We start from the raw sequence: 19,083 nt of genomic DNA, 5'->3' as shown, positions 1-19,083 counted from the left end.
TGGCTACTTTGCGGGGTTATGGGTGCCGATGGGCACGAGCGTCAGGTCGGGGTGGTTCTTCTCGATCCGCCGGAGCGCCCAGACGTCGTTGAACAGGGCGAGGTATTCGCCGTCGGACCGCAGCAGCACCTCCGCGCCCGGGACGTTTGCCAGCGCGGGCATGGCATCCGCAGTCGAAATCCTGGCCAGGGAGTAGGGCAGGCGTTCCAGGCGCATGGGTGCGCTGAAGTCGTGCGCCATGCGGTCCTCCACCACTTCGAACTGCATGGGCCCGACCGCGGCAAGCACCGGAGCCTGGTCACCGCGGACGTCGGAGCGGAGCACCTGGATGACGCCCTCGTGTTCCAGCTGCTCAATGCCGCGGCGGAACTGCTTGAACTTGCTGGGGTCCTTGGACCGGGCCACCTGGAAGTGCTCGGGGGCAAACAGCGGGATGGCCGGGTATTCCACCGGGTTCTCAAGGAACAGGCTGTCGCCCACGCGCAGCGAGGACGCGTTGACCAGGCCCACCACGTCACCGGGGTAGGCCTCGTCAATGACTTCGCGTTCGCGGCCGAACACCTGCTGTGCGTACTTGGTGGCGAAGGACTTGCCGGTGCGGGTCTGGGTGACCACCATGCCGCGCTCGAAGACGCCCGAGCAGACGCGGATGAAGGCCACGTGGTCGCGGTGCGCCTTGTTCATGCCGGCCTGGACCTTGAAGACGAACCCGGAGAACGGGGATTCCACGGGACGGGGGTTTCCGTCCACGTCGGGGCGGGGCGCTGCCGGCGGGGCGAAGTCCACCAGCGCGTCCAGCAGTTCCTTGACGCCGAAGTTCAGCGCAGCAGAACTGAACAGGATGGGGGTTGCCCTGCCGGCGTGGAAGGCGTCGACGTCGAACTCCAGGTTGGACTCAATCACCAGTCCGGCCTCGTCCACCGCGTCTGACCAGTTGCTGCCCTGGTCTTCCGCCGCTTCCTCGGGAGTGAAGTACTCGGTGATGGCGATCTGCGCTCCGGCGTTGTTGCGCTGGAACCGGGCGAAGCGGTCGTTGCGGAGGTCCCAGACGCCGCGGAAGTCACCGGAGATGCCCACGGCCCAGGTCAGCGGCATGGGCTGCAGCCCGGTGCGCTCGGTGATCTCGTCCATCAATGCCAGGGCGTCCAGGCCCGGGCGGTCCCACTTGTTGATGACCGTGATGATGGGCAGGTTGCGCTGCTTGCAGACCTCGAAGAGTTTCATGGTCTGGGTTTCCAGGCCCTTGGCGGCGTCCACCAGCATCACGGCGCAATCAACGGCGGCGAGCACGCGGTAGGTGTCCTCGGAGAAGTCGGCGTGGCCGGGGGTGTCCAGAAGGTTGATGACGGTGTCCCGGTAGGAGAACTGCAGGGCCGCGGAGCTGATGGAGATGCCGCGGTCCTTTTCCATCTGCATCCAGTCCGAGACTGTTTCCTTGCGGTTGGCCTTGCCACTGGAAGCGCCCGCGGTGCCGATCACCTTTGCGTGCAGCGCCAGCGCTTCGGTGAGCGTTGACTTGCCCGCGTCAGGGTGGGAGATGACAGCGAAGGTCCTGCGGCGGCCAGCCTCTTTGTGGATACCGGAGATCCGGGCGGGGGTCAGGACATCTTGGGACACGGTGCTACTTTCGCTGCGGTTGTGGCTGCCCAGGTGTCTTTCGGGTACTGCGCTGCGACTCAAGGGCGGGGAAGGTGATTGGCAAACGGCCAAAGTACAGTTTATCGCAGGGCTGCAAACCGGACGGGTTCCGCTTAACGCGGGCGAAACCGGACGTTCAAGGCGGCGAAATGCGGGGCAGTTAGCTTTGGGCGCATGATGCATGGCGCCACTTTCACCGGCAACCTTTTTTTCGACCCCCTGGCCACCAACCTGGGCGCCAACGCGGGTGCGGTCCTTGGCACCGCCGCGGCCCAGCCGCCGGGTTCGGTCCTTCCTACCGGCCCGTCCCGGAAACGGGGAGTGCAAACAGCGGCTGAACACAAAGCACTCCGTGCCGCTTCACTGTCGAAAGTCAGCCGGGATTTGGAGCGGATGCTCAGGGACCGGAAGCGCTGACGTCCCCGCGGCGGCAAAACCTGGCAGGCATGGGGGTGCCCGGCAACGGGTACCCGGCAACGGCATGATGGGTTCATGCGCAGCATCGAGTTGGTCTTTGACGGCCCCACCGAATCCCTGGTCAGGGCTGACTGGGCACGGCTCGCGGCCGCCGGCCTCCCCAGCCTGGCAGGGCATACCTCCCCCAGCAACAGCCCGCACATCACCCTTGCGGCAGGCACGGACCTGGTTGCCGCCCGGGAAGGTCCCTGGGAGGTGCTGCCCGTGGATGTCACCTTCTCCGGAGCGGTCGTCTTTCCCGCCGGCGCAGGAAAATATGTCCTTGCCCGCGCCGTGCTGCCGACTGCTCCCCTGCTGGACCTGCACGGAATCCTGCACCAGGGCCTGTCAGGGGCGCTGCCGCTGACGTGTCCGGGGGCCTGGACACCGCACGTCACCATCTCCCGGCGTATTCCCGGCCATCAACTCGGAACGGCGGTGGACCTGCTGGACCTGCGCCTCGAGGGCCGCTGCACGGGAGCGCGGCTCTGGGACAGCAGCACCAGAACAGTCACACCCCTGGGAGCCTCCGCCTGAGCAACCCGCTGAAAGGCAGAGCTAAGGCCGGGCAGGGTCAAAGCCGGGGCAGGGTTGAAAATGGCGGGGGTCCAAAGCGGCGAAAGTGGCCGCCCCGCAATGCCCCCAACCAGCGTTTTTGCCGCCGTTCCGGGCACCCCCTAATGGGGCACTTTGGGGCTTGCCCGTGCGGAAGTTGGGTTTCTTACCCCTATCATTGAGCTTGCGGGAATCAGTGCACTTTTTGATCCTGCCGGCAAACTGCGGACGCCGGCATTCCTGCGGGTGGCGGTCCGCACCTTTGAAGGGAAAAACCTATGGCGCGGAGCCCCGAAGAATCGCTGAGGGCCACTCTGGGCAGGGTTGCACCCGGAACGCCCCTCCGCGACGGCCTGGAACGGATCCTCCGCGGACGCACCGGCGCACTGATCGTCCTCGGCTCCGACCGCACCATCGATTCCATCTGCTCCGGCGGATTCGATATCGGCATCGAATTCTCGCCCACCCGGCTGCGCGAACTGGCCAAGATGGACGGCGCCATCATCTGCGACAAGGATGCCGGCAACATCCTGCGTGCCGCGGTCCAGCTGGTCCCGGACTCAAGCATCGAAACGCAGGAATCGGGCACCCGCCACCGCACGGCGGAACGGGTGGCCAAGCAGACCGGGGTCCCGGTCATATCCGTGAGCCAGTCCATGCAGATCATCGCCCTGTACGTCAACGGGTTGCGGCACGTCCTGGAGGGCTCGGAAAACGTCCTTGCCCGCGCCAACCAGGCCCTGGCCACCCTGGAGCGCTATGTTGCCCGCCTGGACCAGGTCACCAGTTCGCTCTCGGCCCTGGAAATCGAGGCAATGGTGACGGTGCGCGATGTGGCCGTGACCCTGCAGCGGCAGGAGATGGTGCGCCGCATCTCGGAGGAAATCTCGCAGTACGTCCTGGAACTTGGCGAAGACGGCCGGCTCCTCTCGCTCCAGCTCGACGAGCTCACCGTGGGCCGTGGACCGGGCAGCGACGTGATCATCCGCGACTACGCCAGCCCCAACGCCTCCGCGGAGGACATCGAAAAGGCCGTCAACGAACTGGTCAGCCTGGGCCCGACAGAGCTGATCGATCTCGGCAAGATCTCCGCGATCGTGGGGTTCGCGGGCGGCGAGGCAAACCTCGATGCCGTCGTCCAGCCCCGCGGATACCGGCTCCTGTCCGGCCTGAAGGCGGTTCCCAAGGCGGTAGCGGACCGGCTGGTGGACCATTTCGGTGGCCTGCAGTTCCTCATGGCGGCCACCATTGACGACCTCATGACCGTTGACGGCATCGGCGACCAGCGCGCCCGCACCGTGCGTGAGGGGCTCAGCCGGATGGCCGAAGCAAGCCTCCTGGACCGCTTCCTGTAACCCCAAGCCCCAACCCCACGGCCCGCTCCCACCACGCCGGCGGGATGCGTCAGTTCAGCTGGAAGACGGCCTTTGGACTGGCCCGCGAGCCAAGCTTGGCGGTGAAGATGTAGTAAGCGCCACCGCCGCCGGGTGCCGCCGCCACGGCCTTGCAGCCATCGGCACTGCGGGTCCGGTTCCATGGAAAGTTCGCGGTTTCGCTGGCGCCGGGCGCGATCACCTTCACCAGGTCCTCGCTGGACGCCTGGCAGTCCTTGGACGAGAAGATCCGGTCGGAACCGCTGGTCACCAGGAATTCCATTTGCGAGGTACCGATGTTGACCTCACAGGGGACGGTGCCGCCGTTGGTCACCTTCAGGGTAAGCATCGGGTTTTCCCCCGGCCCATAGGCGGGCTTGTCAGTGGACGCCGAAACAGCCACCAGGTTCTGGTTGCAGGAGGGGGCAGCGGAGGCAGTGGCCGACGGCGTGGCGGACGGGGTTGCCGACGCGGACGCAGAGGGACTGGCGGCAGCAGACGGGGAAGCCTGGGAGGTGGCCGGATCGGCGGAAGACGGCTGCGTGGAGGACGCCTGCTGCGAGCCGCCCTTGAAGGCACCGGCCAGGGCGAAACCACTGATCACGAGCGCAATCACCAGCAGGAGCGCGCCGCCAACAACCAGGCGGCGGCGGCGGTACACGGCGGCGCTGGGCTTCCGGACGCTGCTGGAACCGGATGCCGTGCCGCGTGCTGGTGAATCGCCTTGCCTGCCCATCCTTCTAGGCTAGGGAACGCCGCCGGATCTGCACTGCCACCACGCCGCCGCAGGCCCATCGCACTGGTCACACCCCGGTTTTCAGCCCGCCCGAACCTATCCACTACAGTGTTGGCATCGACACTGAAACCTCCACCGCCGCCCGCGCCGCGGTCGCTCCCACCGGCCCTGCAGACCTGGAGTTGCTCCATCACCGGATCAACTCCTGGTTCGCCGGAATCGCCCGGGACCTGCCCTGGCGCGAACCTGGCTGCTCGCCGTGGGGTGTGCTGGTCAGCGAGATCATGCTGCAGCAGACCCCCGTGGTCCGGGTCCTCCCGGTCTGGCACGAGTGGCTCAAGCGGTGGCCCACGCCGGCCGGCCTGGCCGGCGAACCGGCAGGTGAAGCGGTCCGTTCATGGGGCCGGCTGGGCTACCCCCGGCGTGCCCTTCGCCTGCACGCCGCAGCCACAGCAATCGTCGAGGACCACGGCGGCCATGTCCCCGGCACCTACACGGAACTGCTGGCCTTGCCCGGAGTGGGCAGCTACACGGCCGCCGCGGTGGCCGCCTTCGCATATGGCCGCCGCGAGACTGTGGTGGACACCAACATCCGGCGGGTGCACGCCCGCCTGGTGTCCGGCGTCGCGCTCCCCGCGCCTGCACTGACCGCTGCGGAGATGCGGTTGGCCGCCGCCCTGTTGCCGGACGACGACGAAACCTCCGTGCGCTGGAACGCTGCGGTCATGGAACTGGGGGCGCTGGTGTGCACGGCCCGGGCACCCAAGTGCGCTGCCTGCCCGGTGAAAGACTCCTGTGCGTGGCTCGCCGCGGGTGAGCCCCCGCCGTCGTACGTTCCCAAAGGCCAGGCGTGGCACGGCACTGACCGCCAGGTCCGCGGTGCGGTGCTGGCCGTGCTGCGGCTGGCGGAAACTCCCGTGCCGGCCGACATGTTCCAGCGCGAGCCCGCCGACCTTGGGTTCACCGCCGAGGGCATCGGCGTGCCCCTCGCCGCGCTGCACCGGCTCAACTCCGCCCCCGAGCAGCTGGAGCGGGCGCTGGCGGGACTGCTGGCGGACGGCCTCGCCGAGATCCACGACGGCGGCTACCGGCTCCCCGCCTGACCTGCTGGACCCTCAAGGGCCAGGCCGGGATGGCATACTTCTTGGTGACCGGAACCGGGGGGAGCCATGAAAACCATTCTGTACATCGTGTGGGCATTGTTCGTTGCCGCCGCGATATTTTCGCTGGTCCGTGCGGCCCGCAGGACCAAGCGCCAGGAACAGCAGATGGCGGCCTGGCCCAAGGTACAGGCGACCGTCACCGGCAGCACCACCGGCTGGACCAGCGGCGTGGGCGGCGCCAACCGGAACCTCCGCCACTACCCCACCTACCAGTTCACCGATCCGCACGGCACCCTCTTCATGGGCAAGTCGGAGATCTCCGGGGTGGAGCAGCCTGTGCCGGGAGCCCTCATCGAGGTGGCCTACAACCCGCAGAACCCCAACGAATCCCTGCAGGTTTCCTCGGAGCCGCGCACCGCCATGGGCTGCCTGATCGCGTTTTTCTCGGTCTTTGCCATCGCGCTGTTCTGGTTCATCGGCATCTTCCCGCTGGGTTAGGCCGTGGAGGCATAACAATGCTGCCTCCAATTGACGCCGATCCGGCCCTGCGCGGGCCCGCCCGACGTAGCCTGAAAGCATGCACAAGCCCGGACTGCTCCTGGCATTGACGACCGCGCTCATCTCCGCCCTTATCTCCGCCTGCGGGCCTGCCGGCAGCGCCTGCCCCGCAATCGCGCAGGCCACCGCCGTTTCCATCACCGTCAGCGCCGGCTACTCGCCGAAGGTGGCGGCGCTGCACGTCCGCGCCTGCCAGGACGGCACCTGCAAGGAGGCCGACGTCGAACTCCGCCCGGGCAGCACTTCCGTGGACGCGGGGTGCAGCCGCGAGGGCGCCTGTTCGGCCACTGCCTCGCCCGATGGCACCAAGACCGCTGTGCTGATGCTGGATACCCTGACGGAATCGCCCATGACGGTGACCGTGTCCGGTGCAGCGCCGGAGGGAACCGCACTGCCGGTACGCACCCTGGAATTCAGGCCGCAGGTGGCCTACCCCTTCGGTGAACAATGCGGCAAGGTCCTGTCTGCGTCCGTCGTCCTGGACGACGCCGGACTGCACCAGCAGCCTGCATCCCGGTAACTGGACCGGGCGGCACCGGACTAGAACAGCACGGGCTGGGTGAAGGTTTCGCCTTCAGCGGTTCCGGCCGCCGGACCGCCACCCACGGGCTGGGCGCTCCAATCGAAGCCGAGTTCGGCGAGCAGTTCCTCCACGGAGATTTGGCCGTCCAGCACTTCGATTTCCTGGGGGTTCTCTGCAAGCGGCCGTTCCATGCCATCGAGCTTATTCGCAGGAACCCGCCATCGGGCTTAGGGCTCGCCGAAGCCGGCCTGCACCAGGCCGCCGACGTACTCCACTGCCCGTTCCGCATCCGTCCCCCACGCTTCCACGTGCAGCACGGTGCCCTTGCCGGCGCCGAGGGTCATCAACCCCGTCATGGACGCGCCATCCACCCCGTTGATGGTGACCTCGGCATCCAGCGAGGCCAGGCCCCCTGCCACTTTCGCGGCCGGCCGGGCGTGCATCCCGGCCTGGTTCACAAGTTCAAAGTCGCCGGTGGAATCCGGTGCGGCGCTGCTGACAGGTCCCTGCCCCGCTCCCCCGGCCCGTGCGGGTTCGGGCCGGCGGGCCGGACCGCCTGCCGCTTCAGCCGCCGCCCGGACCGCCTGCACATCTGCTCCGCCCTGGGCGGCAACCGCAGCGGCCACCAGCCCTTCCACCAGCGGCGCGTCGGCGAGCAGGACGCCGGCGGCATCCTCCAGGAACTCCAGCGCCGCTTCGGCCGTCATCACCGCTGATCCAAGGTCCGTCAGGATCACCGTGCCGTTCCCGCCGGGCTGCACTCCGGGCTGTTCCGCGCCGGCCTCTTGTGCATTGCGCTGTTTATCGCCGGCCTGTTCAAGGGCTGCCAGCACCTTCTCCAGGCTGGTGCCGATCCTGCCGTCGTCGGTGCCGCCGGCGGGCAGGATCACCACGTCGGGAGCCATCTGGGCGGCAAGCTCCACGGCGCCGTCGGCGATCTTTTCGCTGTGGGACACCACCACGATGCTTACGGTCACGCAGCCGCCCCAACGGCCGCACGCAGGATCAGCGCACTGGACACAGCGCCGGGGTCCCGGTGGCCGGCGCTGCGTTCGCCAAGGTAGCTGGCCCGGCCTTTCCTTGCGATGAGGGGATCGGTGGCCACTGCCCCGGCCTCGGCGGCTTCCGCGGCTGCCACCAGGACGCCAAGGACGTCCGTGCCGTCGCCGTCAGCCGCGGCCCGGGCCGCATCAACTGCCGGCGTCCACGCATCCACCATGGTCTTGTCGCCGCTCTCCGCCTTCCCGCGCGCCACGATCCCGTCCCGGGCAGCCTCCAGGGCAGAGGCCAGCCCTGCCGGATCAATCTCGGGCGCGTCGCCGAAGGCGGTGGCGGCGCGAAGGAACGCGGTGCCGTAGAGGGGACCGGCGGCTCCGCCCACCTTGGACATCAGGGTCATGGCCGTCATCTTCAACGCCGCCCCGGGCGTCTCCGGCGTGGATTCGCCCAGCTTGGCCAGGACGGCCTGGAAGCCGCGGTCCATGTTCTCACCGTGGTCCGAGTCCCCGATGGCACGGTCCAGTTCGATCAGTTCAACGCGGTGTTCAGCCATGGCCTGCGCGCACAGGGTCAGCCATTTCACGGCCCAATTGGCGTCCAGGACCACGGTCACACGCCCCAGCGAAGGGCGGCGGTGTGCACGGGTGCATCCCACAGTTCCGTGAGCTCGTCGTCCAGCCGGAGGACCGAAATGGAGCAGCCCTGCATCTCCAGGGCCGTGATGTAGTTGCCCACCAGCGATCGTTCCACCGAGGCACCTGCTTCGGCGAGCACCTGCACGGCCCGCCGGTACACGATGTACAGCTCGCTCAGCGGTGTGCCGCCCATGCCGTTGACGAACAGCAGCACCCTGTCCCCCGAACTGATCTTCAAATCAGCCAGGACCGGTTCCAGCAGGCGGTTGGTGATGCTGTCCGCGTTTTCCATGGGGATGCGGTGCCTGCCCGGCTCGCCGTGGATGCCAATGCCGATCTCGATCTCGTCCTCTGCGAGGTCGAAACTGGGCGTGCCCGCGTGGGGTACGGTGCAGGCGGACAGGGCCACGCCCATGGTCCTGACATTGGCGTTGACCCGTTCGCCGATGGCAGCGACGGCGTCCAGGTCGTCCCCGCGCTCGGCGGCGGCTCCTGCGATCTTCTCCACCAGCACTGTGCCGCCCACCCCGCGGCGGCCGGCCGTGTACAGGGAGTCCTCCACGGCGACGTCGTCATTGACCAGGACGGTGCGGACGCTCACGCCCTCCGCCTCGGCCAGTTCGGCCGCCGTCTCAAAATTCAGGACGTCGCCGGTGTAGTTCTTGACGATGTGCACGACGCCGGCACCTGAGTCGACTGCCAGGGTGGCGGGAAGGATCTGGTCCGGCGTGGGTGAGGTGAACACCGCCCCCGGCACCGCGGCGTCGAGCATTCCCTTCCCCACGTAGCCGGCATGCAGCGGCTCGTGGCCGCTTCCGCCGCCGGAAACCAGCCCCACCTTGCCGGCCACCGGCGCGTCCTTGCGCGTGATGTAGATGGGGTCTTCGCTGACCGTCACCAGCCCGGCGTAAGCCATGCCGAAGCCCTGGACAGCTTCCTGGACAACGGATTTTGGATCGTTGATGAGTTTCTTCACGGCGTTGCTCCTGGCTGTGCTCCTGAAGGGTGTGTTTTCCGACCCTACTACCGTCATCGCAGGTGGCGGTAGGTTCTTCCTGCCCGGGTTTGCCGCCCGCTTCCCGGAACCGCCGGCCCGGGACGCAGCAAAGGGACAGCCCCCAATGACTGTCCCTTTCCTGAGGCCCCCCACATACCGGCCTGCAGTAGTTTATCCATCAATTCGAGTAAAGCCAATACGGCAGTCCCCCGTGCTCCCGCGGTTGGCTTTGAAGGGTGCGGAACAGCGTTAGAGGGTGCGGATCATCCGGGTGTTGCCCAGGGTGTTGGGCTTGACCCGGGCCAGGTCCAGGAACTCCGCCACGCCTTCGTCATGGGAGCGCAGCAGCTCGGAGTACACTTCCGGGTCCACCGCCGACTGGTCCGCCATCACTTCGAAGCCGTGGCGCTTGAAGAAGTCCACTTCGAAGGTGAGGCAGAAGACCCGGGAGACACCAAGGGCACGGGCCTCCTCCAGCAGGCTTTCCACCAGGACGTGCCCCACCCCTTTGCCGCGCCATTCGCCCGAAGCCGCGAGGGTGCGGATTTCCGCAAGGTCCTCCCACATCACGTGCAGGGCGCCACAGCCGATCATTTCGCCGTCGCTGGACTCGGCAATGCGGAACTCCTGGAGGCTCTCGTAGTACGCCACCGTCTCCTTTGCCATCAGGATGCGCTCCTCTGCCAGGGGCGCCACCAGCTTCTTGATGGCAGGGACGTCGCTGGTGCGTGCTGGGCGGATGTGGAAGGAGTCGGTCACAGAGCTATCCTACGAGGCGAAGGAGGCTGGGACATTTGCGCAGCTTGCGTCAAAGCTGGGCCCACGCTGGTGAGGGTCCCCGGCCGAGCTTGCGAGGCAGGGGGCCAGCGGGGAGGAACGAGCAGCAAGCGGCAAATGCCCCAGCCTCCGAGCCGGAGTATCCAACAGCTTAGAGGCCGAGTTCTGCCGGCAGTTCGATGTCCTTGCCCAGGACGTTCCGTGCCAGGAACCACTCCACCACCTGGTACCAGACCTTGGCGTGCTGCGGCTGGAGGACCCAGTGGTTTTCGTCCGGGAAGTACAGGAACCGGTGCGGGGTCTGCCCGTCCTGGTCCGCCGCGAGCCGGGACTTGGACAGCAGTTCGTACCAAAGCCGCAGGCCCTCGCCGATGGGCACCCTGTAGTCCTTGTCCCCATGGATCACCAACATGGGCGTGCCGATATTCTCCGCATGCAGGTGCGGCGAGTTCTCGAGTGCCATCTCCTCGGTCATTTCCTTCAGCCAGTACTGGGAGGCGTCCGTGGTGGGCCCGAACTGGTCCAGGGCCCACAGGCTGGCATGGGTGACAACTGCCTTGAACCGGTCCGTGTTGCCTGCAACCCAGTTGGCCATGTACCCGCCAAAGGAGCCGCCCATCGCCGCGGTCCGGGACTCATCGACGTCGGGCCGTTCCACGGCCGCATCGGTCACGGCCATCAGGTCGGTGAAGGGCGCCTTCCCCCATGAGCCCCAGCCCCGCTGGATGTACGACTGCCCGTATCCCGTGGACAACGCGGGATCCGGCAGCAGCACCGCATATCCCCGGGCAGCCAGAAGCCACGGGTTCCAGCGCCACGTCCAGGCGTTCCAGGATCCCAGTGGACCGCCATGGATCCACAGGAGCAGCGGCGCCGGCTCACTTGCGGAGGCGCCCTCCGGCAGGGCCAGGTAGGCAGGCACCCGGGACCCATCGGCTGCGGCGGCCGCGATGCGTTCCAGCCGCCCCGGGAGGCTGGGACGTTCCGCAGGAGCCGGGAGGCGGGTTGTTTCCCCTGTGGCCAGGTCGATCCGGACGGCTTCGGCCGGAAATTCGTAGGAGCTGCGCAGGGCATACGCGCTCCGCCCCTCTGGAGAAATGACGACGTCGGAATATGCCGCGGCGTCCTGCGTCACCCGGGTGACGCCAACCTCAGCGGCAGCCGACGGAATGCTGACCCGGAAAACCGGCGACGCGCCGTCGTCGTCCGCTGTGACCAGGAGGGCAGAGCCATCGGGGAGCCACGCTGCAGGCTTGGGCCAACGGTCCCAGTCGTGGGCCAGGGGCTGCAGGCCCGCGGCGTTCCCGGCGGCCCCGCCGGAGACGTCCAGGAGGTGCATCTTGATGTCGGGGGCCTGCTGCGGGGTGGAGTCGCTTTCGCTGACCACCACCAGGGTCCGGCCGTCAGGGCTGACCGGACCCGGGAAGTAGCTCATTCCCTCCTGGTTCAACAGCACCTTGAGCCCGCCGGATGCCACATCCACCGCCACCAGGACGGACCTGCTGTCCGCCTTGGCCAGTGGTTTGGTGTAACTGCTGTAGATGGTCTTGCCGTCAGGGCTGACCACGGTCTCCGCTTCCCGCAGCCGGGGCCCGGCGTCCGGCGTCAGGTTACGCAGGACCAGCGGGGCGGTGGCGTCAACAGTTGCCGGTTTGCCGGGCGCCTTGTCCTCCCCCGCTTCCACCGCAAAGATCCGCGGCTGGCCCGGCCCCAGGTCCGCGTCCCAGTATCGGACCGGATATTCGCTGTGCAGGATGGCAGAGACTTTCCGGTCCTTGCGCGTCTTGCGCCGGTCGGCGTCGTCTTCCTCGTCCATGGACCCTGCAAGGACCTCGGCCGTCACGAACGCCGCGTCCGCGCCTCTGGCCGTCAGCACTTTGCTGATGCCGCCGGGCCGGCTGAGGGCCACCCTGGCTTCCCCGCCGTCCGCCGGAAGCACCCACAGGGCGTTCACCGGTTCCTCGTCGGGGCTGTCCGGGTCGGGACGCGCGGACGTGAAGTAGACGTCGCCGTTGGCCGAGAAAGCGGCACCGGCTTCGCCCTTGGCACTGCGCGTAATTCGCCGCGCATGCTTCTGCCCGGCCGGGTCCAGCTCCCACAGTGCAGTGGCGAATTCGGTGCCTTTGCCGTTCAGGGTGCTGACGGTGGTGACCAGCCGCGAGCCGTCCGGGCTCAGGGCCAGGCCGCTTACCCGCGGGATGGACAGGTAGTGGTCGAGGTCGTGGAAAGGGGTCAGTGGTTGCTCATCCGGGATCGCCGGTTCCAAGTTAGCCATGCCCCCGATTCAACACGTTTTGTGTCCTGGAGCACAGCCGCCACGCACTGCCCGGCTGCGCGCCCGGGTGCGTTTTCCGTGGCTGGGTTCGCTCCGGCCCCGGCGCCGGACCCAGCCAGGGATGAAAGCGCCGGACCCAGCCGGCGGAGGGGTGGTTAACAAGCGGAAGCCCCGCCGCTCCTTGCGGAGTGGCGGGGCTTTGGCTGTGGAGACTAGACGCTCGGGGCGATCTCCGGGATGCGCGGCTTGGCGTTGCCGGCGAAGGTGAACTTCGCGTCGTCGCCTTCGCCTTCGACATCCACCACGACGATGTCGCCGGGGTGGATCTCGCCGAAGAGGATCTTCTCGGAGAGCTGGTCCTCGATCTCGCGCTGGATGGTGCGGCGCAGGGGCCGGGCACCCATGGCGGGATCGTAGCCGCGGGTTGCGAGGAGCACCTTTGCGGCCTTGGTGAGCTCGATGCCCATGTCCTTGTCCTTGAGGCGCTTCTCCAGGCGGGTGACGAACAGGTCCACGATCTCGATGATCTCGTCCTGGGTCAGCTGCGGGAACACCACGACGTCGTCAACACGGTTCAGGAACTCGGGACGGAAGTGCTGCTTGAGCTCCTCCGTCACACGGGCACGCATGCGGTTGTAGCCGGTCTGCGTGTCGGTGCCGGACTGGAAGCCGGTGGCAACGCTCTTGGAGATGTCCCGGGTACCCAGGTTGGTGGTCATGATGATCACGGTGTTCTTGAAGTCCACCACGCGGCCCTGGGAGTCGGTCAGGCGGCCGTCTTCCAGGATCTGCAGCAGCGAGTTGAAGAGGTCCGCGTGGGCCTTTTCCACTTCGTCGAACAGCACCACGGAGAACGGACGGCGGCGGACCTTCTCGGTCAGCTGGCCACCCTCTTCGTAGCCCACGTAGCCCGGAGGGGCACCGAAGAGCCGCGAGACGGTGTGCTTCTCGGAGTACTCGGACATGTCCAGGGTGATGAGGGCGTCCTCTTCACCGAACAGGAACTCTGCGAGTGCCTTTGCGAGCTCGGTCTTGCCGACGCCGGTGGGGCCGGCGAAGATGAACGAGCCACCGGGGCGCTTGGGGTCCTTGAGCCCTGCACGGGTACGGCGGATGGCCTGCGACAGTGCCTTGATGGCCTCGTCCTGGCCCACCACGCGCTTGTGCAGTTCGTCTTCCATCTTGAGCAGCCGCGAGGACTCTTCCTCGGTCAGCTTGAAGACGGGGATGCCGGTGGAGTTGGCCAGCACCTCGGCGATGAGATCCTCATCCACCTCGGAGATGTCGTCCATGCCGCCGGACTTCCAGTGGCGTTCCTTCTCCGCGCGCTCGGAAATCATCTTCTGTTCCTTGTCGCGGAGCGAAGCGGCGCCTTCGAAGTCCTGCGCGTCGATGGCGGATTCCTTCTCCATCTTCAGCTTGGCGATGCGCTCGTCCATGGCCTTGAGCTCCGGCGGAGCGGTCATGCGGCGGATGCGCAGCCGGGCGCCGGCTTCGTCGATCAGGTCGATCGCCTTGTCCGGCAGGAAGCGGTCCGAGATGTAGCGCTCGGCCAGGCTTGCAGCGGAGGCCAGGGCGCCGTCGGTGATGGTGACCCGGTGGTGCGCCTCGTAGCGGTCGCGCAGGCCCTTGAGGATCTCAATGGCGTGCGCCACGGAGGGTTCCTTGACCTGGATCGGCTGGAAGCGGCGCTCCAGGGCGGCATCCTTCTCGATGTGCTTGCGGTACTCATCCAGAGTGGTGGCGCCGATGGTCTGCAGCTCGCCGCGGGCCAGCATGGGCTTCAGGATCGAGGCTGCGTCGATGGCGCCTTCGGCGGCACCGGCACCCACCAGCGTGTGGATCTCATCGATGAACAGGATGATGTCGCCGCGCGTGCGGATCTCCTTGAGGACCTTCTTGAGGCGCTCTTCAAAGTCACCGCGGTAACGGGAACCTGCCACCAGGGAACCGAGGTCCAGGGTGTACAGCTGCTTGTCCCGGATGGTCTCCGGAACGTCGCCGCGGACAATCGCCTGGGCCAGGCCTTCGACGACGGCCGTCTTGCCGACGCCGGGCTCACCGATGAGGACCGGGTTGTTCTTGGTGCGGCGGGAAAGGACCTGCATGACGCGTTCCATTTCCTGCTCGCGGCCGATGACGGGGTCCAGCTTGTTCTCGCGCGCAGCCTGGGTCAGGTTGCGGCCGAACTGGTCCAGGACCACGGAACCGGCGGGTGCGCCTTCGGGCTGTCCGCCGCCGACGCCTGCGCCGGTGGTTTCCTTGCCCTGGTAGCCGGAGAGGAGCTGGATGACCTGCTGGCGGACCCGGTTGAGGTCGGCGCCGAGCTTGACCAGCACCTGGGCGGCGACGCCTTCACCCTCGCGGATCAGGCCGAGCAGGATGTGCTCCGTGCCGATGTAGTTGTGGCCCAGCTGCAGGGCTTCGCGCAGCGAGAGCTCCAGCACCTTCTTGGCGCGGGGGGTGAAGGGGATGTGGCCGGAGGGGGCCTGCTGGCCCTGCCCGATGATCTCCTGCACCTGCTCGCGCACGCCGTCGAGCGAAATGCTCAAGGACTCAAGAGCTTTGGCGGCAACGCCCTCACCCTCATGGATCAGACCCAAGAGGATGTGTTCGGTACCGATGTAATTGTGGTTCAGCATGCGTGCCTCTTCTTGGGCAAGCACAACTACGCGACGGGCACGGTCCGTAAATCGCTCAAACATTTCGCCACACTCCTAGCTACGACGTACTTTGATGCTACGTGGCCGGTCCGAAGTTGTGGAGCGTGTTCGCCACAGGGGAAACATGGGACTTCCGGGAATATTGCCGCGCCCCCTTCCACGGACTTCGGCCGCCGGGCAGCAGCGGGCAAAGGAGCCCTCCAAGAAGCCCTTGTCCCGCGCCGGATGATGGGCCATTCTTGGCCCTAACGGCGGCCTTGGCCGCTCCAGCGGGAGCAACATGGGCAGCGTGAATCAGCGGGGAGGGCGGGAACATGTCGCAGGTGGACCTGGAACGCGTCAGGCGCCCGGCGGGGGTTGCCCTCGCGGCCGGTGCGGTTTGGCTGGCCGGCATCAGCCCGGTGCCGGGGGTCTACCTGGAGCCCGACGCTGCGCGGCGGCTGGACATGCTCCGGAAGGGGCAGCGCTGGTGGGTGGCCGGACAACATGTGGCGGCGGCGGGGACGGCTGCCATGCCCGCGGCGTTTGCCCGGCTGGCCCTGGCCCTCCCGCCCGGAAGGAGCAGGGCACTCGCCGGCACAGCCGCCGTCGCACTTGCCGCCGGGGCGCCGTTATTTGTGTCCGAACTCGCAATGCGTGCGTCGGACCTGGAGCGCTTCGCGGCGCGCCGCTTCCCGGCGTGGCCGTTCCACGCCTATGCGTGGCTGCATGTGCTCGCGCTCGGGTCCCTGTCCGGCACCCTGGCAACCTTGCCGCACCGGAAAAAGGAAGCGGCAGCGCTGGCCCTCGCCAGTGCCGGGTCTGGAGTGGTACTGGCGAAAACAGGCGATATTCCGCCTTTCGTGTTCTATGTCGCCGAGCAGTTTGCTGCCGGCAGCCTGCTGCGCCGTGAATCGCACAGCGGTGAATCCCCGGCTGCGGCGCGGGAGTAATTACGCCCGTACCGCTAAATACCTGTACCCCGCCAAAAGCCCTGCCTCCCGAAGGGGGGAAGCAGGGCTTTTTAGTCAGGCCACGCGCGTACCTAGGAATTTGCCTTTTGGTAGGCTTCCTGGATTTCAGCCTGAATTCGGCCGCGGCTGTTAACGGTGTAGCCGTTATCCCGGGCCCATTGCCGGATTTGCGCCGAATCGTGGCTGCGGCCACCGGCCGGAGCCTTCGCCCGCTGGGCGGTGCGGCCTCCGGAAGCCTTGCGTGCAGCGTTGATGAACCTCTCCAGTGAAGACCGAAGTTCAGCGGCATTGGCTGCCGACAGGTCAATCTCGTAGTTGACCCCATCGAGGCCGAACTTAACATTCTCGTCTGCGGATCCCCCATCCAGATCATCAACGAGGATGATGTTTACTTTCTGTGCCATTAAAGGTCTTCCTCTTGGGTTTTCAGAAAAGCAGGATGTTTCCCAAAAAAATTATGACTCTTATCTTGGCAACGCGTCAAAGCGCCTATTCGTTCCTTGGGGATAAAACCGGAAAGAAGGGGGTTTATCTATTTGGATTCGGGGCCCGGGCGGTCCGTGGGCTGCACCGGGAGGGAATCCGCCTCGGCCTGCGCACGGGCCTCCGCCTGGCGCTCGGCCTTGTCCGCGTTGAAGATTGCCTTCATGGCGAACCAGAACAGCAGGCCCACCACCAGGGAGGGCAGGATAACCGCTACGTATTCCATGGTCAGTGCCCTTCGGGCTTCAGCAGGGGGAACAGGATGGTTTCGCGGATGCCGGCGCCCGTGAAGAGCATGACCAGCCGGTCGATGCCCAGGCCGATGCCGCCCATGGGAGGGGCGCCGTATTCCAGGGCGCGCAGGAAGTCCTCGTCCAGCTGCATTGCCTCCACGTCACCGGCGGCTGCGTGCAGGGACTGCTCGGTGAGCCGTTCGCGCTGGATGACGGGGTCGATCAGCTCGGAGAAGGCGGTGCCGCGCTCCATGCCGCCGATGATCAGGTCCCAGGCCTCGATCAGCCGGCCGTCCTCGCGGTGCGGGCGGGCCAGCGGCTGGGCGGAGGGCGGGTAGTCGTAGACGAAGGTGGGGTTCAGCAGGGTGGGCTCCACGATTTCGCCGAAGAGTTCCACCGCCAGCTTTTCGGCGTCCCACTTGGGGTCCGCCTTGACGTCGTGCTTTTCCGCGATCTCCCGAAGCACCTCAACGGGCGTCTCCGGCGTGATCTCCTGCCCCACGGCGTCGGAAAGTCCGGGGTAGACGGCCAGCCAGGCCCACTCGCCGTCGAGGTTGATCTCCCCCGCCCCGGTCTGAAGGACGCGTCCGGCACCCACGGCGTCGGCGGCGTCGAGGATGATCTCCTTGATCCGCTCTGCCATCACGAACTGGTCCGCCCAGGCCTCGTAGCACTCAAGGGTGGTGAATTCGGGGCTGTGGGTGGAGTCCACGCCCTCGTTGCGGAACACGCGGCCCATGTCATACACGCGGTCGATGCCGCCAACAACGGCGCGCTTGAGGTACAGCTCGGTGGCGATGCGCAGCGTCATCTTCTGGTCGAAGGCGTTCATGTGGGTTTCGAACGGCCGGGCCAGGGCTCCGCCGTGGACCAGGTTCAGGATGGGGGTTTCCACTTCCACGTAGCGGTGCCGGAACAGCGTTTCGCGGATGGAGCGGGTGATGGCGGCACGGGTGTAGACCATTTCGCGGGCTTCGTCGCGGACCATCAGGTCGACGTAGCGCTGGCGGACGCGGGTTTCCTCGTTCAGGTCCGCGTGCAGGACCGGAAGCGGGCGCAGGGCCTTGGAGGCCATGGACCAGGAGTCCGCCATGATCGACAGCTCGCCGCGGCGGGAGGAGATGACCTCGCCCTTGATGAACACGTGGTCGCCGAGGTCAACCAGGGCCTTCCAGTCGGCGAGCGCCTCCTCACCCACGTTGGCCAAGCTCAGCATGGCCTGCAGGCGGGTGGCTTTGCCGTCGGTGCCGCCTTCCTGCAGGGTGGCGAAGCAGAGCTTGCCGGTGTTGCGGATGAAGACAACGCGGCCGGTGACGCCCACGGTGTCGCCGGTGGTGTCGTCGGCTTCGAGGTGGGCGTACTTTTCCCGGATCTCGGCGAGCGAATGCGTCCGCTCCACCCCCACGGGGTACGCCTCCGTGCCGCGCTCAAGAAGTTTGGCGCGCTTTTCCATGCGGATCCGCATCTGCTCGCTGGCATCAACGGGCTCCGGGGCGTTCTTGGGCGAGGGGGTGTTTTGGGAAGTCACAATCATCAAGTTTACCGGGCATTGGGTGCCAGGACTTGCAGCTGGCCCGCAGGCTCACACCCTGGGATGGACGGGTGAAAGAACGGGTACTTCCAGCGCACGACGGCGGCAGGCTGGCTTTGTACAGCTACGGCACCGAAGACGCGCCCGGGCAAAAGCGGGTGCTGCTGATCGGCGGCGCGTTCCTCACGGCCCTGATCTACCGCCAGTTCTCCATCGCCCTGGCGAAAGGCCTGGGAGAGGGCTGGGCGGAGCGGTGGCGCTGAACACCGTGCAGGAGTTCACCGGAACCGCAAAGGTCCCGGACAGGCTTGCGGTGTACGACGCAGCGGTGAACATCGACGGCAGCATCGACACCGCGTGGCTGGACGGGTTCGAGGACGCCGTCAACGGCGGCAAGGTGGGCCACGCCCTGGCGCACATGAAGAAGGCCACCAGCCCGGGCTACAAGGAAACGGCGGAGCGGCTGCACCAGGCAGTTCCAGGCAGCACTTACCAGCTCTCCCCCAAGTGCTTCCACGGGTCCATTCCGGCGGCCGTCAAGGAGCTTGTGACCGACATCGCGGCGTATTTCACGGGCGGGCATCCGGACGGCGGA

At 66.9% G+C, this 19,083-nt stretch carries 19 protein-coding genes and 1 pseudogene; 8 read left to right on the top strand and 12 right to left on the bottom strand.

The window, feature by feature from the left end; genetic code table 11:
• Nucleotides 1-3 precede the first annotated feature (3 nt).
• The gene (locus LDO86_RS01220) at nt 4-1,617 is read right to left on the bottom strand and encodes a peptide chain release factor 3 (protein ID WP_144600974.1); all 1,614 of its coding nucleotides are present in this window, start codon (nt 1,615-1,617) and stop codon (nt 4-6) included.
• 195 nt (nt 1,618-1,812) lie between these two features.
• On the opposite strand from LDO86_RS01220, the gene LDO86_RS01215 reads away from it, so the two are divergent.
• The 3 genes from LDO86_RS01215 (at nt 1,813) to disA (ending at nt 4,004) form a co-directional block, all read left to right on the top strand.
• Entirely contained in the window at nt 1,813-2,055 is a 243-nt protein-coding gene (locus LDO86_RS01215; RefSeq protein WP_018770947.1) for a hypothetical protein, read from the top strand.
• A gap of 75 nt (nt 2,056-2,130) precedes the next feature.
• Nucleotides 2,131-2,631, top strand: a complete 501-nt coding sequence (locus LDO86_RS01210) for a 2'-5' RNA ligase family protein (protein ID WP_018770948.1) — start codon at nt 2,131-2,133, stop codon at nt 2,629-2,631.
• 296 nt (nt 2,632-2,927) lie between these two features.
• The gene (gene disA, locus LDO86_RS01205) at nt 2,928-4,004 is read left to right on the top strand and encodes a DNA integrity scanning diadenylate cyclase DisA (RefSeq protein ID WP_018770949.1); all 1,077 of its coding nucleotides are present in this window, start codon (nt 2,928-2,930) and stop codon (nt 4,002-4,004) included.
• Nucleotides 4,005-4,053: 49 nt separating this feature from the next.
• Here the strand turns inward: disA and LDO86_RS01200 are convergent, their stop codons facing one another.
• Nucleotides 4,054-4,758, bottom strand: coding sequence for a hypothetical protein (locus LDO86_RS01200; RefSeq protein WP_018770950.1), 705 nt, complete (start codon nt 4,756-4,758; stop codon nt 4,054-4,056).
• A 176-nt stretch (nt 4,759-4,934) separates the two neighbouring features.
• Here LDO86_RS01200 and LDO86_RS01195 point away from each other — a divergent pair, with 176 nt between their 5' ends.
• The 3 genes from LDO86_RS01195 (at nt 4,935) to LDO86_RS01185 (ending at nt 6,939) form a co-directional block, all read left to right on the top strand.
• A complete protein-coding gene (locus LDO86_RS01195; protein WP_043425267.1) occupies nt 4,935-5,861 on the top strand; it encodes an A/G-specific adenine glycosylase in 927 nt (308 codons plus the stop codon).
• A gap of 66 nt (nt 5,862-5,927) precedes the next feature.
• Entirely contained in the window at nt 5,928-6,359 is a 432-nt protein-coding gene (locus LDO86_RS01190; protein WP_018770952.1) for a DUF3592 domain-containing protein, read from the top strand.
• A 79-nt stretch (nt 6,360-6,438) separates the two neighbouring features.
• Entirely contained in the window at nt 6,439-6,939 is a 501-nt protein-coding gene (locus LDO86_RS01185; protein WP_018770953.1) for a hypothetical protein, read from the top strand.
• Nucleotides 6,940-6,959: 20 nt separating this feature from the next.
• On the opposite strand, the gene LDO86_RS01180 is transcribed toward LDO86_RS01185, so the two are convergent.
• From LDO86_RS01180 to LDO86_RS01150, 7 genes are all read right to left on the bottom strand, one after another.
• Complete coding sequence (locus tag LDO86_RS01180) at nt 6,960-7,133, bottom strand: hypothetical protein (protein ID WP_018770954.1); 174 nt, start codon at nt 7,131-7,133, stop codon at nt 6,960-6,962.
• A gap of 36 nt (nt 7,134-7,169) precedes the next feature.
• Nucleotides 7,170-7,919, bottom strand: coding sequence for an HPr family phosphocarrier protein (locus LDO86_RS01175; protein WP_018770955.1), 750 nt, complete (start codon nt 7,917-7,919; stop codon nt 7,170-7,172).
• Nucleotides 7,916-8,548 (bottom strand): dihydroxyacetone kinase subunit DhaL, encoded by a 633-nt coding sequence (dhaL, locus tag LDO86_RS01170; RefSeq protein WP_026266016.1) that lies wholly within the window; start codon nt 8,546-8,548, stop codon nt 7,916-7,918. Before dhaL ends, LDO86_RS01175 begins: the two co-directional genes overlap by 4 nt.
• Nucleotides 8,549-8,550: 2 nt before the next feature.
• The gene (gene dhaK, locus LDO86_RS01165; RefSeq protein ID WP_018770957.1) at nt 8,551-9,552 is read right to left on the bottom strand and encodes a dihydroxyacetone kinase subunit DhaK; all 1,002 of its coding nucleotides are present in this window, start codon (nt 9,550-9,552) and stop codon (nt 8,551-8,553) included.
• Between the two features lie 270 nt (nt 9,553-9,822).
• Nucleotides 9,823-10,332, bottom strand: a complete 510-nt coding sequence (locus tag LDO86_RS01160) for an amino-acid N-acetyltransferase (protein WP_018770958.1) — start codon at nt 10,330-10,332, stop codon at nt 9,823-9,825.
• A gap of 169 nt (nt 10,333-10,501) precedes the next feature.
• Entirely contained in the window at nt 10,502-12,625 is a 2,124-nt protein-coding gene (locus tag LDO86_RS01155) for a prolyl oligopeptidase family serine peptidase (RefSeq protein WP_018770959.1), read from the bottom strand.
• 212 nt (nt 12,626-12,837) lie between these two features.
• Complete coding sequence (locus LDO86_RS01150; protein ID WP_026266017.1) at nt 12,838-15,330, bottom strand: ATP-dependent Clp protease ATP-binding subunit; 2,493 nt, start codon at nt 15,328-15,330, stop codon at nt 12,838-12,840.
• Between the two features lie 272 nt (nt 15,331-15,602).
• Here LDO86_RS01150 and LDO86_RS01145 point away from each other — a divergent pair, with 272 nt between their 5' ends.
• Nucleotides 15,603-16,220, top strand: coding sequence for a hypothetical protein (locus LDO86_RS01145; protein WP_018770961.1), 618 nt, complete (start codon nt 15,603-15,605; stop codon nt 16,218-16,220).
• Nucleotides 16,221-16,312: 92 nt separating this feature from the next.
• Here the strand turns inward: LDO86_RS01145 and LDO86_RS01140 are convergent, their stop codons facing one another.
• The 3 genes from LDO86_RS01140 to lysS all read right to left on the bottom strand — a co-directional run bounded on the left by LDO86_RS01140 (nt 16,313) and on the right by lysS (nt 18,491).
• Nucleotides 16,313-16,645 carry an Lsr2 family protein gene (locus tag LDO86_RS01140; RefSeq protein ID WP_018770962.1) on the bottom strand — a complete coding sequence of 111 codons (333 nt, stop codon included), beginning with the start codon at nt 16,643-16,645 and terminating at the stop codon, nt 16,313-16,315.
• Between the two features lie 128 nt (nt 16,646-16,773).
• Complete coding sequence (locus LDO86_RS01135) at nt 16,774-16,950, bottom strand: hypothetical protein (RefSeq protein ID WP_018770963.1); 177 nt, start codon at nt 16,948-16,950, stop codon at nt 16,774-16,776.
• 2 nt (nt 16,951-16,952) lie between these two features.
• Nucleotides 16,953-18,491, bottom strand: a complete 1,539-nt coding sequence (lysS, locus tag LDO86_RS01130) for a lysine--tRNA ligase (protein ID WP_018770964.1) — start codon at nt 18,489-18,491, stop codon at nt 16,953-16,955.
• Nucleotides 18,492-18,559: 68 nt separating this feature from the next.
• Between lysS and LDO86_RS20255 the strand changes: the two are divergent.
• Nucleotides 18,560-19,059: pseudogene (locus LDO86_RS20255) on the top strand (alpha/beta hydrolase); the annotation flags it as partial.
• Between the last annotated feature and the right edge of the window lie 24 nt (nt 19,060-19,083).

The organism is Arthrobacter sp. StoSoilB19 (assembly GCF_019977275.1).
Classification (GTDB): domain Bacteria; phylum Actinomycetota; class Actinomycetes; order Actinomycetales; family Micrococcaceae; genus Arthrobacter.
The sequence above is the reverse complement of the archived record's forward strand: the minus strand, read 5'-3'. Positions and strand labels throughout refer to the sequence as shown.